17 protein-coding genes, 1 tRNA gene and 1 pseudogene are annotated in these 18,442 nt (G+C 68.0%); 13 read left to right on the forward strand and 6 right to left on the reverse strand.

The features are described 5' to 3' along the window. The 3 genes and pseudogenes from ACRDU5_RS10755 to ACRDU5_RS10765 form a co-directional block, all read left to right on the forward strand. Positions 1-764: pseudogene (locus ACRDU5_RS10755) on the forward strand (HNH endonuclease); the annotation flags it as partial. A 159-nt stretch (positions 765-923) separates the two neighbouring features. Then, the gene (locus ACRDU5_RS10760; RefSeq protein ID WP_526614486.1) at positions 924-2,363 is read left to right on the forward strand and encodes a nitrate/nitrite transporter; all 1,440 of its coding nucleotides are present in this window, start codon (positions 924-926) and stop codon (positions 2,361-2,363) included. An 8-nt stretch (positions 2,364-2,371) separates the two neighbouring features. Next, positions 2,372-6,157, forward strand: a complete 3,786-nt coding sequence (locus tag ACRDU5_RS10765; RefSeq protein ID WP_526614487.1) for a bifunctional nitrate reductase/sulfite reductase flavoprotein subunit alpha — start codon at positions 2,372-2,374, stop codon at positions 6,155-6,157. A gap of 30 nt (positions 6,158-6,187) precedes the next feature. Here ACRDU5_RS10765 and ACRDU5_RS10770 read toward each other — a convergent pair. After that, positions 6,188-6,276, reverse strand: a tRNA-Leu gene (locus tag ACRDU5_RS10770). A gap of 77 nt (positions 6,277-6,353) precedes the next feature. Here ACRDU5_RS10770 and ACRDU5_RS10775 point away from each other — a divergent pair. After that, on the forward strand, positions 6,354-7,697 hold the full coding sequence (locus ACRDU5_RS10775) for a M20/M25/M40 family metallo-hydrolase (RefSeq protein WP_526614488.1): 1,344 nt from the start codon (positions 6,354-6,356) through the stop codon (positions 7,695-7,697). A gap of 19 nt (positions 7,698-7,716) precedes the next feature. Then, positions 7,717-8,247: a YbhB/YbcL family Raf kinase inhibitor-like protein gene (locus ACRDU5_RS10780; protein ID WP_526614489.1), complete on the forward strand. Its 531-nt coding sequence runs from the start codon at positions 7,717-7,719 to the stop codon at positions 8,245-8,247. A gap of 6 nt (positions 8,248-8,253) precedes the next feature. Here ACRDU5_RS10780 and ACRDU5_RS10785 read toward each other — a convergent pair whose 3' ends face one another. The 3 genes from ACRDU5_RS10785 to ACRDU5_RS10795 are packed head-to-tail and all read right to left on the reverse strand — an operon-like array spanning position 8,254 to position 10,580. Further along, positions 8,254-9,315, reverse strand: coding sequence for a quinone-dependent dihydroorotate dehydrogenase (locus tag ACRDU5_RS10785; RefSeq protein WP_526614490.1), 1,062 nt, complete (start codon positions 9,313-9,315; stop codon positions 8,254-8,256). 7 nt (positions 9,316-9,322) lie between these two features. Further along, positions 9,323-9,580 carry a DUF5703 family protein gene (locus ACRDU5_RS10790; RefSeq protein ID WP_526614491.1) on the reverse strand — a complete coding sequence of 86 codons (258 nt, stop codon included), beginning with the start codon at positions 9,578-9,580 and terminating at the stop codon, positions 9,323-9,325. 22 nt (positions 9,581-9,602) lie between these two features. Beyond that, complete coding sequence (locus ACRDU5_RS10795; RefSeq protein WP_526614492.1) at positions 9,603-10,580, reverse strand: YncE family protein; 978 nt, start codon at positions 10,578-10,580, stop codon at positions 9,603-9,605. 129 nt (positions 10,581-10,709) lie between these two features. On the opposite strand from ACRDU5_RS10795, the gene ACRDU5_RS10800 reads away from it, so the two are divergent. Genes ACRDU5_RS10800 through ACRDU5_RS10820 form a run of 5 tightly spaced genes read left to right on the forward strand, consistent with a single transcriptional unit; the run spans position 10,710 to position 14,006 of the window. Further along, on the forward strand, positions 10,710-11,003 hold the full coding sequence (locus ACRDU5_RS10800; protein WP_526614503.1) for a hypothetical protein: 294 nt from the start codon (positions 10,710-10,712) through the stop codon (positions 11,001-11,003). A gap of 44 nt (positions 11,004-11,047) precedes the next feature. After that, on the forward strand, positions 11,048-11,878 hold the full coding sequence (locus tag ACRDU5_RS10805) for an undecaprenyl-diphosphate phosphatase (RefSeq protein ID WP_526614504.1): 831 nt from the start codon (positions 11,048-11,050) through the stop codon (positions 11,876-11,878). Further along, positions 11,875-12,582: a histidine phosphatase family protein gene (locus ACRDU5_RS10810; RefSeq protein WP_526614493.1), complete on the forward strand. Its 708-nt coding sequence runs from the start codon at positions 11,875-11,877 to the stop codon at positions 12,580-12,582. Before ACRDU5_RS10805 ends, ACRDU5_RS10810 begins: the two co-directional genes overlap by 4 nt. A 22-nt stretch (positions 12,583-12,604) precedes the next feature. Continuing rightward, complete coding sequence (locus ACRDU5_RS10815; protein WP_526614495.1) at positions 12,605-13,186, forward strand: Rv2134c family protein; 582 nt, start codon at positions 12,605-12,607, stop codon at positions 13,184-13,186. After that, a complete protein-coding gene (locus tag ACRDU5_RS10820; protein ID WP_526614496.1) occupies positions 13,170-14,006 on the forward strand; it encodes an Rv2133c family protein in 837 nt (278 codons plus the stop codon). The genes ACRDU5_RS10815 and ACRDU5_RS10820 overlap by 17 nt, the downstream gene beginning before the upstream one ends. 4 nt (positions 14,007-14,010) lie before the next feature. Here ACRDU5_RS10820 and ACRDU5_RS10825 read toward each other — a convergent pair whose 3' ends face one another. After that, the gene (locus ACRDU5_RS10825; RefSeq protein WP_526614498.1) at positions 14,011-15,078 is read right to left on the reverse strand and encodes a DUF4185 domain-containing protein; all 1,068 of its coding nucleotides are present in this window, start codon (positions 15,076-15,078) and stop codon (positions 14,011-14,013) included. Between the two features lie 28 nt (positions 15,079-15,106). Here ACRDU5_RS10825 and ACRDU5_RS10830 point away from each other — a divergent pair, with 28 nt between their 5' ends. From ACRDU5_RS10830 to ACRDU5_RS10840, 3 genes are read left to right on the forward strand one after another with little or no spacing between them, the layout of a single operon-like run. Further along, positions 15,107-15,868, forward strand: a complete 762-nt coding sequence (locus ACRDU5_RS10830) for a 3'(2'),5'-bisphosphate nucleotidase CysQ (RefSeq protein WP_526614499.1) — start codon at positions 15,107-15,109, stop codon at positions 15,866-15,868. A gap of 22 nt (positions 15,869-15,890) precedes the next feature. Next, positions 15,891-17,141 (forward strand): cysteine--1-D-myo-inosityl 2-amino-2-deoxy-alpha-D-glucopyranoside ligase, encoded by a 1,251-nt coding sequence (gene mshC, locus ACRDU5_RS10835; RefSeq protein WP_526614500.1) that lies wholly within the window; start codon positions 15,891-15,893, stop codon positions 17,139-17,141. Positions 17,142-17,171: 30 nt separating this feature from the next. Beyond that, the gene (locus ACRDU5_RS10840) at positions 17,172-18,047 is read left to right on the forward strand and encodes an SDR family NAD(P)-dependent oxidoreductase (RefSeq protein WP_526614501.1); all 876 of its coding nucleotides are present in this window, start codon (positions 17,172-17,174) and stop codon (positions 18,045-18,047) included. Positions 18,048-18,051: 4 nt separating this feature from the next. Here ACRDU5_RS10840 and ACRDU5_RS10845 read toward each other — a convergent pair. After that, positions 18,052-18,442: PAC2 family protein (locus ACRDU5_RS10845; RefSeq protein WP_526614502.1), on the reverse strand; the 391-nt coding region annotated here is incomplete at its 5' end.

Genomic DNA, 18,442 nt, shown 5'->3' on the forward strand with positions numbered 1-18,442 from the left:
ACCGTACGGTGACCATTCGTCCCGCCCCGGACACCATGACGTACGTGACGGCACTATTGCCGGTAGCCCAGGGCGTCGGTGTGTACGCCGCATTGAAGCGCGCCGCCGACACCACCTTTGACGAGCGTTCGCGCGGTCAGGTCATGGCCGACACGCTGGTGGAGCGGGTCACGGGCAGGCCAGCCCAGGTGTCGGAGCCGGTGGCGGTCAACTTGGTGATCTCGGATCAGACGCTGCTGGCGGGGGACAACGGCTCGGCAGTGATTCACAATTACGGGCCCATCCCCGCCGCGGTCGCGCGCCGATTGGTGGATTACGCCGTGAGCGACCGGCGGGCGCGGGCGACCTTGCGAAGGCTCTACCGGCACCCCGCCACCGGAGCATTGGTGGCGATGGAATCACGGTCGCGGTGCTTCCCGCGCGGGCTGGCGGCATTCATCGGGCTGCGCGACCAAACATGCCGCACACCGTACTGTGACGCGCCGATTCGGCATCGCGACCACGCGCTACCGCACCACCGCGACGGCACAACAAGCGCCGAGAACGGACTCGGCGAATGTGAACGCTGCAACTACGCAAAGGAATCGCCCGGCTGGCAGGTAACCGCCGGTAGTGAAAACGGCGTGCACACAGCGGAATTCGTCACACCGACCGGAAAGCACTACAGCTCCACCGCGCCGCCGGCGCCGGGGCCGGCCTTGGTGGAGATCAGCGAACTCGAAACGAGAATTGGCGTGGCCATCGCGGGGCTGCGCGCGGCGTAGGCCGTGATTGTTTCCGGCTCGTTTCATACACGAGTCGGCCGTGAATAACGTTACGCACGCTCAGTTGGGGTGGCGGGTGAGTTGGTTGTGACATCGCGGACACCACAAGGCAATCGATGCGGAACGGGTTGGACGTAAACCTCTATCAACGGCACTTTGATGAAAGAGGGCAATGTGACGACGATCACCCGCAACCGCAACATCGAGCACTGGGATGCCGAGGATGTTGAGGCGTGGGCGGCGGGCGGAAACAAGATCGCCAAGCGAAATCTGATCTGGTCGATCTTCGCCGAGCACGTGGGCTTCTCGATCTGGTCGATCTGGTCGGTGATGGTGCTGTTCATGCCGCAGGCGACGTATCACATCGACGCCGCGGGCAAGTTCTACCTGGTGGCGATGCCGACGCTGGTCGGCGCCGCCATGCGGATTCCGTACACGGTCGCCCCGGCGAAGTTCGGCGGGCGCAACTGGACGGTGGTCAGCGCGCTACTGCTACTGATCCCAACGGTCTTGACGCTGTGGGTGATGCAACGCCCCGACACCTCGTACACCACCTTCATGATCGTGGCGGCGTTCGCGGGCGTGGGCGGCGGCAATTTCGCTTCGTCGATGACGAACATCAACGCGTTCTATCCGCAACGGCTCAAGGGTTGGGCGCTGGGTCTGAACGCCGGCGGCGGCAACATCGGTGTCCCGGTGATCCAATTGGTCGGCCTGCTGGTGATTGCCGCGGTCAGCCACACGGCGCCCGAAATCGTCTGCGCCATCTACCTTGTGGCGATCGCACTGGCCGCAGTATGCGCGGCGCTGTTCATGGACAACCTGGGCAACCAGCGGTCCAACCTGGGAGCGATGGCCGAAGCCCTGCGGTTCCGCCATTCGTGGGTGATGAGCTTTCTCTACATCGGCACCTTCGGCTCGTTCATCGGCTTCTCGTTCGCGTTCGGCCAGGTGCTGCAGATCAATTTCCTTGCCGGCGGCGACAATGCCGCCCAGGCCTCGCTGCATGCGGCAGCGATCGCGTTCATCGGGCCGCTGCTCGGCTCGATCGCCCGGCCGTACGGCGGCAAGCTGTCCGATCGCATCGGGGGCGGCAGGGTGACGATGTACACCTTCATTGCGATGATCGTCGCGGCCGGAATCGTGGTCGGCACCGGCATGATCGACGACCGGATGGCCGGTGCCGCCACAGCCGGCCAAATGGCGGCCTATGTGGTCGGTTTCATCCTGCTGTTCATCCTGTCCGGGATCGGCAACGGCTCGACGTACAAGATGATCCCGTCGATCTTCGAGGCGAAGGCGCAAGGCCGCGACGAGTGGAGCCGTGACGAGAAGGCCGCGTGGTCGCGCAGCATGTCCGGCGCGCTGATCGGATTCGCCGGTGCGATCGGAGCGCTGGGCGGCGTGTTCATCAACGTCGTGCTGCGCGCGTCCTATGTGGGTGCGGCGAAGTCGGCGACCAACGCGTTCTGGGTGTTTCTCGCCTTCTACTTGATCTGCGCCATCGTGACCTGGGCGGTGTTCCTGCGGATGCGGAGCGCCGGGAGGCCCGCCAACGAACTCGGCGCCGGTGTGCCGGCGCCGGCGCCTACGGGTTGAGCTGGCTGATGACGGCGACCCGGACGGCGTGCTCGTACTGCGGCGTGGGCTGCGGTATCGAGGTTGCCACTAAAACCGACGACGCCACCGGTGCGCCGGTCATCGCAAGGGTTTCCGGGGACAAGCTACATCCCGCCAACTTCGGCCGGTTGTGCACCAAGGGCGCGACGCACGCCGAGATGATGGCCGCCGACGACGGCCGGTTGACGTCCGCGCTGGTGCGGCCATCCCGTGACGACGAACCGGTGCCCACGCCGGTCGACGACGCCGTCGCCGAGGCCGGCCGTCGGCTGCGGACCATCGTCGACGAGCACGGCCCCGATGCGGTCGCGCTCTACGTGTCGGGTCAGATGTCCATCGAGGCGCAGTATCTGGCCACCAAGCTGGCCAAGGGCTTTCTGCGGACCGTCCACATCGAGTCGAACTCGCGGCTGTGCATGGCCAGCGCGGGGACCGGATACAAACAGTCGCTGGGCGCGGACGGTCCACCGGGGTCCTACGCCGACTTCGATTGCGCCGATCTGTTTTTCGTCATCGGCTCCAACATGGCCGACTGCCATCCGATCCTGTACCTGCGGATGGCGGACCGGTTGACGGCGGGCGCCAAGCTGATCGTTGTCGACCCGCGCCGCACCACGACCGCCGAGCGTGCGGACCTGTTCCTGCAGATCAAGCCCGGCACCGATCTGGCGCTGCTGAACGGGCTGCTGCATCTGCTTGTCGACAACGGTGACATCGACGCCGAGTTCATCGCCGAGCACACCGAGGCCTGGGACACCATGCCGGCCTTCCTGGCGGACTATCCGCCCCACCGGGTGGCCGAGGTCACCGGTCTCGCCGAAGCCGACATCCGCACCGCGGCGCGGATGATCGCCGACGCGGGGGAGTGGATGAGCTGCTGGACGATGGGGCTGAATCAGAGCACGCACGGGACGTGGAACACCAACGCGATCTGCAACCTGCACCTGGCCACCGGCGCGATCTGCCGTACGGGCAGCGGGCCGATGTCGCTGACCGGTCAGCCCAACGCGATGGGTGGCCGCGAAATGGGTTACATGGGACCGGGTTTGCCCGGTCAACGCTCGGTGACCTCGGCCGCCGACCGGGAATTCGTCGAGACGCAATGGGGCGTGGCGCCCGGCACCATTCGCGACGACGTCGGCCCCGGCACCGTCGCGATGTTCGAACAGCTCGCCGACGGTGACATCAAGGCATGCTGGATCATCTGTACCAATCCCGTTGCCACCGTGGCGAATCGGAAGACGGTGATCACCGGGCTGGAGAATGCCGAGCTCGTCATCACCCAGGACGCCTACCGCACCACCGCGACCAACCACTATGCCGACATCGTGCTGCCCGCCACATTGTGGGCGGAGTCCGACGCCGTCATGGTGAACTCCGAGCGCAACCTCACGCTGCTGCAGGCCGCCATTCCGCCGGCCGGGCAGGCGCGTCCGGACTGGCAGTTGATCTGCCAGGTGGCCGCGCACCTGGGCTTCGGTGCGCACTTCGACTACACGTCCAGTGAGCAGGTTTTCGAGGAGATCCGGCGGTTCTGGAACCCGAAGACCGGCTACGACCTGCGCGGCGCAAGTTATCCGCGGCTTCGGCAGTCACCCCTGCAGTGGCCATGCCCGCCCGACGACGAGCGGGACCGTCATCCGATCCGCTATCTCAACGACGGCGTCAGCCAGGATCTGTTCGTCGGCCCCGACGGCCACCGCCCTCGGCTGGCGTTCCCGACCCCGTCACGGCGGGCGGTCTTTCACGCGCGCCCGCACATGGATCCGCGCGAACTGCCCGACGACGACTTTCCGCTGGTGCTCAATACCGGCCGGCTGCAGCATCAGTGGCACACCATGACCAAGACCGGCAAGGTGGCCAAGCTGAACAAACTCGACAGCGGACCGTTCGTGGAGATGCATCCGTCCGATGCCGTCGCCATGGGCGTCGTCGACGGCAGACCGGTCGAGCTGACCTCGCGCCGCGGTCGTGCCGTGCTGCCGGCCGTGGTGACCGACCGGGTGCGTCCGGGCAACTGTTTCGTCCCGTTCCACTGGAACGACGAGCACGGCGAGTACCTGACCATCAACGCGCTGACCAACGATGCCGTCGACGCCGAGTCACTGCAACCCGAGTTCAAGGTGTGCGCGGTGAGCGCCCGCCCGGTCCAGCCGGTGCTGACCGCGGCCCCAGCCGAAGAACCGGTGCGCCAGACCGGCCGGGGACCGCTGGTGGCGTGGGCGTCGCAGACCGGCAACGCCGAGGACTTCGCCGCCCGGCTGGCCGACCGGCTGGGCGAGTCGCAGCTGGTCAACATGGACGAACTGGCGCTGTCGCGGCTGGCGGCGGCGCGCGACGTCCTGATCGTCACCAGCACATTCGGCGACGGTGGCCCGCCGGACAACGGAGCGGACTTCTGGGGCCGGCTCGGGGCGCCCGATGCGCCCGCGCTCGACGGAGTCCGGTACGCGGTGTTGGGCATCGGCGATCGCTCGTATGCCAACTTCTGCGGCCACGCCAAGTCGATCGACGGTCGACTGGCCGATCTCGGGGCGGAGAAGATCCTCGACCGCACCGAATGCGAGGCGTACGACGACGAGCCGATGGACCGCTGGGTCGATGAGGTCAGCGCATTGCTCGGTACCTCCGGCGAGTCGCGGACCGCGATCGCAGAGCCGTTCACCCGGGCCAAACCCATCCTCGCGCCGCTCTGTCGCAACATCGTGATGAGCGCCGAGATATCGCCAAAAGAGGTGCGCCATTTGGGTTTTGACATCTCCGAGTACGACGCCAGCTATGCGGTCGGCGATGCGCTCGGGGTATATGCCACCAACGGTCCCGCCGTTGTCGACGCCTGGCTGGCCGCCACCGGCCTGCGCGGCGACGAGGTCGTCGAGGTCGACGGCGGCGAACGGTTGCTCGCCGAAGCGCTGACCGGGTGCTACGACATCTGCCGGGTCACGCCGAACCTGCTGCGCTTCGTCGCCGACAACTGCGGTGACAGGGCTGCCGCCAAGGCGTTACGCGCGCCGACCGACCGCCTACACAAGTGGCTGGCCGGACGCAACGGACTGGACATCGTCGAGGAGTTTTCCGTGCATGCCGAGCCCGCACAGTGGCAGGACGTGCTGGTGCGGCTGACGCCGCGGAAATACTCGATCTCATCGAGCCCGCTGGTCAGCCCGCATGAGGTGCAGCTCACGGTATCGGTGGTGCGCTACCGCGGCCGGCACGGCGGTCAGCGCGGCGGCGTGTGCTCGACCTTCCTCGCCGACCGCGCCGGTCGCGCGCCGGTGCCGGTGTTCCTGCAGCGCTCGCCGCATTTCCGGCCGCCCGAGGATGCGGCGACGCCGATGATCATGGTGGGACCGGGCACCGGCATTGCGCCATTCCGTGGCTTCCTGCAGGAGCGCCGGGCGCTGGGCCACACCGGCCGCAACTGGCTGTTCTTCGGCGAGGCGCGCCGCAACGAAAACTTCTACTACCGAGACGATTTGGAGGACATGGTCCGCGACGGCTTCCTGAACCGGCTGGATTTGGCCTTCTCCCGCGATCAGACCGACCGCGTCTACGTGCAGCACAAGATGCTCGATTACGGCGCCGACGTGTGGCGTTGGTTGGACGACGGCGCGCACTTCTATGTGTGTGGCGACGCCACCCGGATGGCCCGCGACGTCGACGCCGCGCTGACGGCGATCATCAAGAAGCACGGCGGCATGTCTGAGGAGCGAGCCCGCGACTACAAGCGTGAGCTGGTGGCGGAAAAGCGTTTCGTCCGCGACGTGTACTGAGTCTGCGCACGCGAGGAACAAGAAAGGCAATGGTGTCCGAGGGGGGACTTGAACCCCCACGCCCATTAATAGGGCACTAGCACCTCAAGCTAGCGCGTCTGCCATTCCGCCACTCGGACCTAGCCCCGGAAACTAGCCGGGAGCAGCTAAGGCTATCGGATCGGCGTGCCGGGCCCCAAACCCGAGAGCCCCGTCAATGGTACGAATGGTGACTGTGAGTGGACCCGTCGATGAGGTGGTCGACCTCGTCAGCTCGTTGATCCGGTTCGACACCTCCAACACCGGTGATCCCGCCACCACCAAGGGCGAGGAAGAGTGTGCGCGCTGGGTGGCCGAGCAGCTCGAAGAGGTCGGATACCAGACCGAGTATGTCGAGGCCGGCGCCCCCGGGCGGGGCAATGTCTTCACCCGGCTGCCGGGCGCCGATCGTGAGCGCGGCGCGCTGCTGCTACACGGCCATCTCGACGTGGTGCCGGCCGAGGCGTCGGACTGGAGCGTGCACCCGTTCTCCGGCGCGGTCGAGGACGGCTACGTCTGGGGCCGGGGTGCGGTCGACATGAAGGACATGGTCGGCATGATGATCGCGCTGGCCCGGCACTTCAAACGCGCCGGCATCGTTCCGCCACGGGACCTGGTGTTCGGGTTCGTGTCCGACGAGGAGGCCGGCGGCAAGTACGGCAGCCAATGGCTCGTCGACAATCGCCCCGACCTGTTCGAGGGCGTCACCGAGGCGATCGGGGAGGTCGGCGGCTTCTCGCTGACCGTGCCGCGCCGCGACGGCGGAGAGCGGCGCCTCTACCTGGTGGAGACCGCCGAGAAGTCGATGAACTGGATGCGGCTGACGGCCCGCGGACATGCCGGGCACGGGTCGATGGTGCACGACAACAACGCGGTGACAGCCGTCGCCGGGGCGACGGCACGGCTCGGGCGCCATGAGTTCCCGTTGGTGATGACCGACGCGGTCGGGCAGTTCCTGGAGGCGATCGCCGAGGAGACGGGCTACTCGTTCGACATCGACTCGCCGGACCTGGCCGGTGCGATCGGCAAGCTCGGGCCGATCGCCCGCGTCGTCGGTGCCACCCTGCGCGACACCGCCAACCCGACAATGCTGAAGGCCGGCTACAAGGCCAATGTCGTCCCCGCCACCGCGGAGGCGGTGGTGGACTGCCGCATTCTGCCGGGCCGCCAGGCCGCGTTCGAGCGGGAGGTCGACGAGATCATCGGCCCGGACGTCACGCGCGAGTGGATCACCGAACTGCCGTCGTACGAGACAACCTTCGACGGCGACCTGGTGGACGCGATGAACGGCGCGATTCTCTCGGTAGACCCGGATGCCCGAATCGTGCCGTACATGCTGTCCGGCGGTACCGATGCAAAAGCGTTCGACCGCTTGGATATTCGCTGCTTCGGTTTCGCGCCGCTGCAACTGCCGCCGGACCTGGACTTCTCGGCCTTGTTCCACGGCGTCGACGAACGGGTACCCGTAGATGCGCTCAATTTCGGCACCCGGGTGCTCGAGCATTTCCTTATGCACTGCTGATCATCAGAAAGGGACAATCATGGCTTTTGACTACAACCCGTACGATTCCCTGCCGAAGCTGCCCTCGTTCACGCTCACCTCGGAGTCGGTCACCGACGGCCAGCCGCTGTCCAATGACCAGGTCAGCGGCATCATGGGCGCGGGTGGCGAGGACATCTCGCCGCAGCTGAGCTGGTCGGGATTTCCCGAGGAAACCCGCAGCTTCGCGGTGACGGTTTACGACCCCGACGCGCCGACCGGTTCCGGATTCTGGCACTGGGCGGTCGCCAACCTGCCCGCAACGGTCACCGACCTGCCCGCCGGCGTGGGCGACGGCAGTGGATTGCCCGGCGATGCAATGACTTTGGCCAACGACGCCGGCCTGAAGCGCTACATCGGCGCCGCGCCGCCGCCGGGCCACGGCGTGCACCGCTACTTCATCGCCGTGCATGCCGTCGGGGTGGAGAAGCTCGACCTGCCGGAGGGCGCCACCCCGGCATTCCTGGGCTTCAACCTGTTCCAGCAGGCGATCGCCCGGGCGCTCATCCACGGCACACATGAGCAGAAGTAGCGCGAGCTAGCGCGCCGCCGAGCCCACCGCGTCGGTCAACGACGCGAACCCGCCCTCGTGCAGCCGGCGGGCGATGCCGTCGTGAATGTGCTTGGCCCACAGCCCTCCGCCGTAGATGAACCCGGTATAGCCCTGCAGCAGCGCGGCCCCCGCGGTGATGCGGTCCCAGGCGTCGTCGGCGGATTCGATGCCACCGACGCTGATCAGCACCAGGCGGTCGCCCACCCGTCGGTACAACCGGCGCAACACCTCGGCCGACCGCTGCGCGACCGGCGGCCCCGATATGCCACCCGGGCCGAGTTCGTCGACCGCCGCAGTGGCCAGGCCCTCGCGCGACACGGTGGTGTTGGTGGCAACGATGCCGGCCAGGCCCAATTCAACTGCCAGGTCGGCGATCTCGTCGACGTCGGAGTCGGACAGGTCCGGTGCGATCTTGACCAGTACCGGCGTGCTGGTCTCGGCCCGCACCGCGGCCAGAATCGGCCGCAGCGCCTCGACGGCCTGGAGGTCGCGCAGCCCGGGTGTGTTCGGCGAGCTGACGTTGACGACCAGGTACGCCGCCAGGGGTCCCACCAGCCGAGCGCTTTCCGAGTAGTCGTCGACGGCACCGGCGGCCGGGGTGAGCTTCGTCTTGCCGATGTTGACCCCGATCGGTACGTCGGGAGTGTGCCGGGCCAGCCGTTGCGCCAGCTCGCCCGCCCCGTGGTTGTTGAACCCGAGCCGGTTCAGCAGCGCCCGGTCGTCGGGAAGCCGGAACATCCGCGGCGCCGGGTTGCCGGGCTGCGGCCGCGCGGTCACCGTGCCGACCTCGGCGTAACCGAAGCCCAGTGCGCCCCAGGCATTCAGCCCGACGCCGTTCTTGTCGAAACCGGCGGCCAGCCCCAGCGGCCCGGGAAACCTGACCCCGAACACCGTGCTGGCCAGCATTGGATCGCGCGGCGCCAACCACCTGTGCAACGCGCGCCGAAGCGGTGTCGGTGCGGTGAGGGCCCGCAGCATCGCGAAAACCCAGGTGTGGATCCGCTCGGGGGCGACCAGGAACAGCACCCGCCGCACGGCGCGGTACATCACATCACTACATCGCCGGGTGGTCGGCGATGCCCAGCGGATCGACGGCGGACTTCTTGCGGCGCAACAACACTCGGCGACTGCCATCGGTGTAGAGCCGGACCCGGGTGAGTTCCCAGCCCCGGTACTCCGCCTCGATGGACAGCCGGGTGGATGCGCTGATCCGGGTCAGGTCCGGCGGCAAGCGCAGCGGCACCCACTCATATTCGTCGGATAGATCGGCATCCCAGCCCGGTGGCATGCGGCCCCGCTGGACCGCCGTCACCGGCTGACTCCCGCGTCTTCTGTCATCGCGCGCCTCCGGCGTCGGCGATTATCTGCACCCCTGCTCCGGAACCCGACACCACATACAGCGTGCCAGACGCGTCGTCGAAGGCCAGGGAGTTGGGCTGCTGCACGGTTGGGTAACGCACCTTCTCGACGGGTATTCCGGTGGCCAGATCGTAACCAATGACCATGTTCGTCGCGGTCTGCGACACCCAGGCCAATGCGGACGAGGAGGCCAGGCCGTAGGGCGCGTCCCGCACCGGGTAGCGCTGACGCAGCATCAGCGGATCGGTGCCGAACACCAGCAGCGCGTCGCCGCGGGTGTCGGCGACCAGTACCCGGCCGACCGGATCGGCGACCAGCGTGGTGGCCCCTTCACCGGCGCGCAGCGCGTGCTCGGCCTTGGTTCCGCTGGCGTCGACGGTGGTCACCGAGGTCTGACCGCGGTCCAGCACGACAGCCGTATTTCCTTGGGTGGCAATCGCATCGACGCGCGCGAAGATCTGTAGCCGGGCGCCGACCGCGGTGTCGGAGCTCAATGTGTAGACGGCGCCGTCGGCGCTGCCGAGCACCAGCTTGTCGTCGGCGCGGCGGGCGATCGCGGTGAAATCGGTGGCCCGCTGACCGTCGATCTCCACCCGCGTCGCCAGGCCGGCCGCGATGTCGACCCGGTAATACCCGCCTCGGGTGGAGGCGTAGACATGGCCACGGTTGTCGCCGGCCATCGCCGTCGCCGAGTCCGGTAGCGGTAAGGCGCGCGCCATTCCCGCCGCGGGCATCACCGTGACCACCGCCCGATCGCCGCTACCGGGTCCGAGCACCACCAATGACGCGGTGGCCGCATCGAACACCACGGACTTTGCGTGTCCGGCCATTGGGCGCACCACTCCTGCTGGTTGCTTCGTCACCGGGGGAGAGTTCGCCGCCTCGGCGGGGGCGATCGTCGGCGGTGGCGCGTCGACGGGATTCGACGAACACGCCGCCAGGCAGCTGACCATCGCCACGACGATGCCGCGACAGGCCAGCTGAACTGCATGTTTTGTGGGGGTTGGCAATGGGTAGCTTTCGGACGTGCTAACTGGATGGCAATCGAACAGCATGGCATGCCGGGACGGTATGGTTCGGTCATGACCCTTTCGGCAGACGGGGATTCAGCCGAAGAAGAGTTTGCTATCGAGGATATTTCGACTGGTATGCACGCCAGCGGATTTGGCCAGGCGGGCGGTGGACGCAGTTTCTCGTTCCGCGTCGAACACCAAGCGCTGATCGTCGAGATCTATCGACCCCGGTTGGCCGGGCCCGTCCCGCAGGTCGAGGACATCGTGGCCACCGCCACCCGCAGGCTTGGCGGCACCGATCTCTTCGACGAGCGCAGCCTGTCGGCCGCCGTGCGTGACATGGTCGCCGCCGCACAGCGCTAAAGAACGCCCACGGTACGGTCGTCGTCGTGACCGAGGCGCCGGCGATGTCGTGGGGGCAGGTCGTCGTTTTGGCGGTGCTGCAGGGACTCACCGAGTTTCTGCCGGTGTCGTCGTCCGGACATCTGGCGATCGCGTCGCGGCTGTTCTTCGCCGACGACGCCGGCGCATCCTTCACTGCGGTAACGCAACTCGGCACCGAGGTCGCGGTGCTGATGTACTTCGCCCGCGACATCGCGCGCATCGTCGCGGCATGGGTGAGGGGTCTGTTCGCGTCCGCCGCCCGCAACGCGGACTACCGGCTGGGTTGGTACGTCATCATCGGCACCATTCCCATCGGAGTATTTGGGTTTGTGTTCAAGGACGAGGTCCGCACCGGGGCACGCAATCTGTGGCTCATCGCCATCGCTTTGATCGGCTTCTCAGCGGTCATCGCCGCCGCCGAGTATTTCGGTCGGCAGACCCGGGGAATCGAACAGCTCACCTTGCGCGACAGTGTGACGGTCGGGCTGGCGCAGTGCCTGGCGCTGGTGCCAGGGGTGTCGCGGTCCGGCGCGACGATCAGTGCAGGCCTGTTCGGCGGCCTGAACCGTGAGCTGGCCGCCCGGTTCGGCTTCCTGCTGGCCATTCCCGCGGTGTTCGCATCCGGCCTGTTCTCGCTGCCCGACGCGTTTCACCCGGTCGGCGAGGGCATGAGCGCCAGCGGCCCCCAACTGCTGGTGGCGACGCTGATCGCGTTCGTCGTCGGCTTCGCGGCGGTGGCCTGGTTCCTGCGGTTCTTGGTCTCCCACAGCATGTACTGGTTCGTCGGCTACCGGGTGCTGCTCGGCACGGTGGTGCTGATGCTGCTGGGCACCGGGGTGGTGGCCGCGAAATGACCGTCATCCTGCTGCGGCACGGCCGGTCGACGTCCAACACCGCCCAGACGCTGGCGGGTCGCACCGACGGTGTCGACCTCGACGACAAGGGTCTGGAGCAGGCCCGCGCGCTGGTGGGCCGGATCGGATCGCTGCCGATCCGGGCGATCGTGCGCTCGCCGCTGCTGCGCTGCCGGCGCACCGTCGAACCGCTGGCCGCCGCCCTGGCCCTGGAACCCGTCGTCGACGAGCGGATCTCCGAGGTCGATTACGGCAAGTGGACCGGCCGCAAGATCGCTGACCTGGTCTCCGAGCCGCTGTGGGCGGTGATCCAGCAACAGCCCAGTGCCGCCGTCTTCCCCGACGGCGAAGGCCTGGCGCACGTCCAGGCCCGCGCCGTGGCGGCGGTTCGCGAGCACGACCGCCGACTCGCCGAGGCGCACGACGGCGACGCGCTGTGGCTGGCCTGCACACACGGCGACGTGATCAAGGCGGTCGTCGCCGATGCGCTGGGCACCCATCTGGACAGCTTCCAGCGCATCACCGCCGATCCCGCATCGATGAGCGTCATCACCTACACCGCGCTGCGCCCCTTCGTGGTTCACGTCAACCACACCGGGGACCAACTGGCTGCGGGACTGCTGGCCAAGCCGGCCAAGCGCTCCGACGGCGACTCGAAAGACGTGCCGCCCGGCGACGCCGTGGTGGGCGGGTCCACCGGCTGAGCGCGGTATTTTGGGAGATGCCATGGCCCGTGCAATTCATGTCTTCCGCACACCCGACCGCTTCGTGGCCGGGACCGTCGGGCAGCCCGGCAACCGGACGTTCTACCTGCAAGCGGCGCACGACAACCGGGTGATCTCGGTGGTGCTGGAGAAGCAGCAAGTCGCGGTGCTCGCCGAACGGATCGCGGCGCTGTTGCTGGAGATCAACCGCCGGTTCGGAACACCGATCCCGCCGGAAGCCGAGGTCGAGGACCTGAGCCCGCTGATAACCCCGGTGGATGCCGAGTTCCGGGTCGGAACCATGGGCCTGGGCTGGGATTCGGAGGCGCAGACGGTGGTGGTCGAACTGCTGGCGGTCTCCGACACCGAGTTCGACGCATCGGTGGTGCTCGACGACGCCGAGGAGGGGCCGGACGCCGTCCGGGTCTTCCTCACGCCCGAGTCGGCCCGCCAGTTCGCGACCCGATCCAATCGGGTCATCTCGGCGGGGCGCCCGCCATGCCCGCTGTGCGACGAGCCCCTGGATCCGGAGGGGCACATCTGCGTGCGCACCAACGGCTATCGGCGGATCCAGGCCGAGCCCGATGATGAACCCGACGCATAACGGCGGCGCGGGCCCCGGTGATGTCGATGAGGTGTGCCTACGCGGCGACCTGACCGTCATCGGACGAATTCGCTCCGCGAGCAACGCCACGTTCCTGTGCGAGGCGCATCTGGGCGAGTTGGCGGCGCACTGCGTGTACAAGCCGATCGCCGGCGAGGCCCCGCTGTGGGACTTTCCGGACGGCACGCTGGCCGGCCGGGAACTCGCCGCATATCTGGTGTCCGACGCACTGGGCTGGAACATCGTGCCCTACACCATTATTCGCGACGGGCCCGCCGGCAGGGGGATGCTACAGCTGTGGGTTGACCAACCCGGTGACCTGGTCGGCGAGGATCCCGAAGCCGGACCGGATCTCATCGATCTACTGCCCGCGGGCCACATCCCGCCCGGGTACCTGCCGGTGTTGCGGGCCTATGACTTCGCCGGCGACGAGGTCACCCTGGTGCACGCCGACGACGTCCGGCTGCGCCGGATGGCGGTGTTCGACGTGCTGATCAATAATGCCGATCGCAAGGGCGGGCACATCCTGTTCGGCGTGGACGGTCATGTCTACGGCGTCGATCACGGGGTCAGCCTGCACGTCCAGGACAAGCTGCGCACCGTGCTGTGGGGGTGGGCGGGCAAGCCCGTCGAGGACGAGACGTTGGAGACGATCACTCGGCTGCGCGACGATCTGCGGGGCAGGCTGGGCGAGCGGCTGTGCGAGCACATCACCGAACGGGAGATCGACGCGATGCGACGCAGAGCCGTTGCGCTGCTGGATAATCCGGTGATGCCGACACCGGACCGGCATCGGCCGATCCCGTGGCCGGCGTTCTGACCCGTCAGCGTCGCGCCAAGGCGTTGTGCCGGTACTGTATCGCCCGGTACGGCCAGTTGGAGCCGTCGGTGGTGTTCCAGTGGCTGACCACCAGGTGCAGGTTGCGCAGCGTCGAGCCGGGCACGATGTAGCCGCCGTACAGCTGGCTCAGCGTTCCGGCGGTACAGCCGTCGGGCGGACTGCACCGCGGCGATGTCCACGTTGTGTTGCGCAGCACCGTGGTGGTCGGGGCGGTACCCATGTCGTCGGTCGGACTTCGCAGCACCTTGACTCGAATGGCTTTCGAGCTGGACTCGAAATAGCTGAACACCCAACGATTTTCGACGCGGCGCAGGCTCATCTCGCCGACCGTCGTACCGGCGGGCAGCAGTGGCAGCGGGTCGCTCCGGAACCATCCGCCGGTCCACGGGTGCCACGCCGAACGGTCCAGCAGATCGTCGGCCCGCACCCGGTAGAGGTAGGCGTTCTCGCACCGGTTGAACGCGCTGGCGATGACGTACACCCAGCCGGTGTCCGGGTCGTGTTCCCAGGTGACCAGCTGCTGGTGCCCGTCGTCGTGCGAGCCCAGCCGCCGCGCCTGGGGGCCGCCGTCGTGCCAGGTGTCGCCGCAGTCGTCGCTGTAGGCGATCTCAGTCCACAACACGTGGCCCAGCCCGCGATGGACCATCGTGAACAGGTAGCACCGTCCGTCGATGGTGATGGCGTCGGCGGGCAGCACCGTGGAGAATCCGCCGCCTTGCCAGGGCGGGCCGTCGTGCGGGTAGTCCCACAGCTGGCGGGCGTAGCTGCCGCCGACGGCGTCGTGGAAGGTGATGCCGTCGTTCAGTTGCCGCAGCGAGGTGTCGTGCGATCGCAGCATCACCGGGCTGCGCCAGCCGGGCCCACCGACCCGGCACTCGTCGAACGTGTCGCCGAAGATGAACCCGGTTCGCCCGTCGGCCAGCGCGACCGCGATGCCCAGGTCGGTGCCGCCGACGCCGAACTTCTCCGCCGAGCTGCCGGGGCCGGTGAGATCGGCCACCTTGACGGTCGTCGGCTGGACCTGCGCGGTCTTGATGCCCCGATCGGTCACCAGTCCATTATTCGGCAATACTGCATTGGTGAGCCTCACCGATGCCGCGCTGGCCGCCGAACTGGCCCGCGACGCCGGTGAGCTGCTCCTGCAGGTGCGCGACGAGGTCGGCTTCTACGATCCCTACGACCTCGGCGACGCCGGCGACAAGCAGGCCAACACGCTGATCCTGGACGGCCTGGCACGCGAACGCCCCGGCGATGCGGTGCTGTCCGAAGAAGCCGTCGACGACCTGTCGCGGGTGCATGCCGACCGGGTGTGGATCGTCGACCCGCTGGACGGAACCTGGGAGTTCTCCATGCCGGGCCGCAACGACTGGGCCGTGCACATCGCGCTGTGGCAGCGCACCGGGGGTATCACCGACGCGGCGGTCGCGCTGCCGGCCGTCGGTGAGGTGTACCGCAGCGACACTGTCAGCGCTCCGGCGCCGCGCGCCGAGGGGCCGATCCGGATCACCGCAAGTGCCAGCCGTCCGCCGGCGGTGCTCTGGCGGATGCGCGATGTGATGGACATCCAGACCGTGCGGATCGGGTCGGCCGGCGCGAAGGCGATGGCGGTGGTGAACGGCGACGTCGACGCCTACCTGCATGCCGGCGGGCAGTGGGAGTGGGATTCGGCCGCGCCGGCGGGCGTGGTGCGGGCCGCGGGGCTGCACGCGTCGCGGTTGGACGGCTCGCCGCTGGTCTACAACCGTCGCGATCCGTACCTGCCGGATCTGTTGATGTGCCGTGCGGAGCTGGCCGATGAGCTGCTGGCCGGAATCCGGTCGGCCATCCGACGGCCGGTCTGAGCGAACACCTTAGAGTCGAGTTATGCAATCGTGGCCGGCGCCGAACCTCCCGGCGCTGCCGGGACGCGGTCCGGCGCTGCGCTTGTACGACACCGCCGACCGGCAGGTGCGACCGGTGTCGGCGGGCGCCGGTCCTGATTTGGCTGCCACCATGTATGTCTGCGGAATCACCCCGTATGACGCCACCCACCTCGGCCATGCCGCCACCTACCTGGCCTTCGATCTGATCCACCGGCTATGGCTGGATGCCGGGAACCGAGTCAACTACGTGCAGAACGTCACCGACGTCGACGATCCGCTGTTCGAGCGCGCGACGCGCGACGGCGTCGACTGGCGCGAACTGGCCGACCGCGAGACCGAGTTGTTCTCCGCGGACATGGCGGCACTGCGGGTGCTACCGCCACACGACTACGTCGCCGCCACCGAGGCCATCGCCGAGGTGGTGGAGCTGGTGGAGAAGATGCTGGCATCCGGAGCGGCCTACGTCGTCGACGACCCGGCCCATCCCGACGTGTACTTCCGCGCCGACGCCACCGCGCAGTTCGGCTACGAGTCCGGCTACGACCGCGACACCATGCTGCGGCTGTTCGGTGAGCGCGGCGGCGACCCGGACCGCCCCGGCAAGAGCGACCAGCTCGATGCGCTGATGTGGCGGGCGCCGCGGGCCGGCGAGCCCAGCTGGCCGTCGCCGTTCGGTCCGGGCCGTCCCGGCTGGCACGTGGAATGCTCGGCGATCGCGCTCAGTCGCATCGGCACCGGCCTGGACATCCAGGGCGGCGGCAGCGACCTGATCTTCCCCCATCACGAGTTCTCCGCCGCCCACGCCGAATGTGTCACCGGGGAGCGCCGATTCGCCCGGCACTACGTGCACGCCGGCATGATCGGCTGGGACGGGCACAAGATGTCGAAGAGCCGCGGGAACCTGGTGCTGGTGTCGCGGCTGCGCGCCGAGGGCGTCGACCCGGCGGCGATCCGGCTCGGGCTGCTGGCCGGGCACTACCGCGCGGACCGGTCGTGGAGCAACGGGGTGCTCGACGAGGCCAACGCCCGGCTGCAGCGGTGGCGCACCGCGACCAACCTGCCCGCCGGACCGGACGCGACCGACGTCGTCGCGCGGGTGCGCCGCCACCTCGCCGACGACCTCGACACCCCGAAAGCGCTTGCCGCATTGGACGGTTGGAGCACCGACGCGCTGTCCTACGGCGGCCACGATCCCGATGCCCCACGGACGGTGGGCACGATGATCGACGCCTTGTTGGGCATCAAGCTGTAGACCGCCCCAGGGTGGAGTACGTTTCCGGCCATGAGTTCTGTGAACGGGAAAGTTGCGCTGATCACCGGCGGCGCCAACGGTGTCGGCGCGGAAGTGGCCCGCCGCCTGCACGACAAGGGCGCCAAGCTGGTCCTGACGGATCTGGACGAGGTGCCGCTCAAGGACGTTGCCACCCGTCTCGGTGAGGATCGGGTGCTGACGGTGGTTGCCGACGTACGCGACCTGGAAGCCATGCAAAACGCCACCGAGGCGGGCATCGAGAAGTTCGGCGGCATCGACATCGTGATGGCCAACGCGGGGATCGCGACGTACGGGTCGGTGCTGAACGTCGATCCCGCTGCCTTCAAGACGCTGCTCGACGTCAATGCGCTCGGCGTGTTCCACACGATTCGCGCGGCGTTGCCGTCGGTCATCGAACGGCGGGGCTATGTGCTGGTCGTGTCCTCGGCGGCGGCCTACGCCGCGGTACCCGGCGGTGCGGCCTACAACCTGTCGAAGGCGGGGGTCGCGCACTTCGCGAACGCGCTGCGGCTCGAGGTGGCTCACCTCGGTGTCGACGTCGGGTCGGCGCACATGTCCTGGATCGACACCCCGTTGGTGCGTGAAACGAACGAACTGGCGTCCGTGCACGAAATGATCGACAGAATGCCGGGCCCGCTGAGCAAGACGACATCCGTGGAGAAGTGCGGGGAGGCCTTCGTCAAGGGCATCGAGCGGCGTAAGCGCCACATCAACTGCCCCGGTTGGGTGGGGTCCCTCCGGTGGCTGAGGCCGCTGCTGAATAGTCGCGTCGGAGATGCGAGCACGCTGAAGTCGGTGCCCGAACTGCTCCCCAAGCTGGACGCCGAGGTCGTCGCGCTGGGCCGCTCGATGAGCGCGCGCACACAGGCGCTGGAAAAGCGGTAAAGGTCTAACGGCCGCGGCGGCGCAGGTAGCGCTCGAACTCGGCGGCGAGTGCGTCGCCGTCGATCTTGCCGAGCGCCTCGTTCATGTCCACCTCGGCGTCGCCGCGCTGCTCGAGGGAGGCGACGTACTCGGCGATCTCCTCGTCCTCGGCGGTCATCTCGGTGACCGCCTGCTCCCACTCCTCGGCCTGCGCCGGCAGGTCGGCCAGCGGCACCTCGATGTCGAGCACATCCTCGACGCGGCGCAGCAGCGCCACCGTCGCCTTCGGATTGGGTGGCTGCGACACATAGTGCGGCACCGCGGCCCAGAACGTCACAGCCGGTATCCCCGCCGCCACACACGCGTCCTGGAACACGCCGGCGATGCCGGTCGGGCCCTCGTAGCGGGTCTCGGTC

It is taken from the genome of Mycobacterium sp., assembly GCF_050701515.1.
GTDB lineage: Bacteria > Actinomycetota > Actinomycetes > Mycobacteriales > Mycobacteriaceae > Mycobacterium.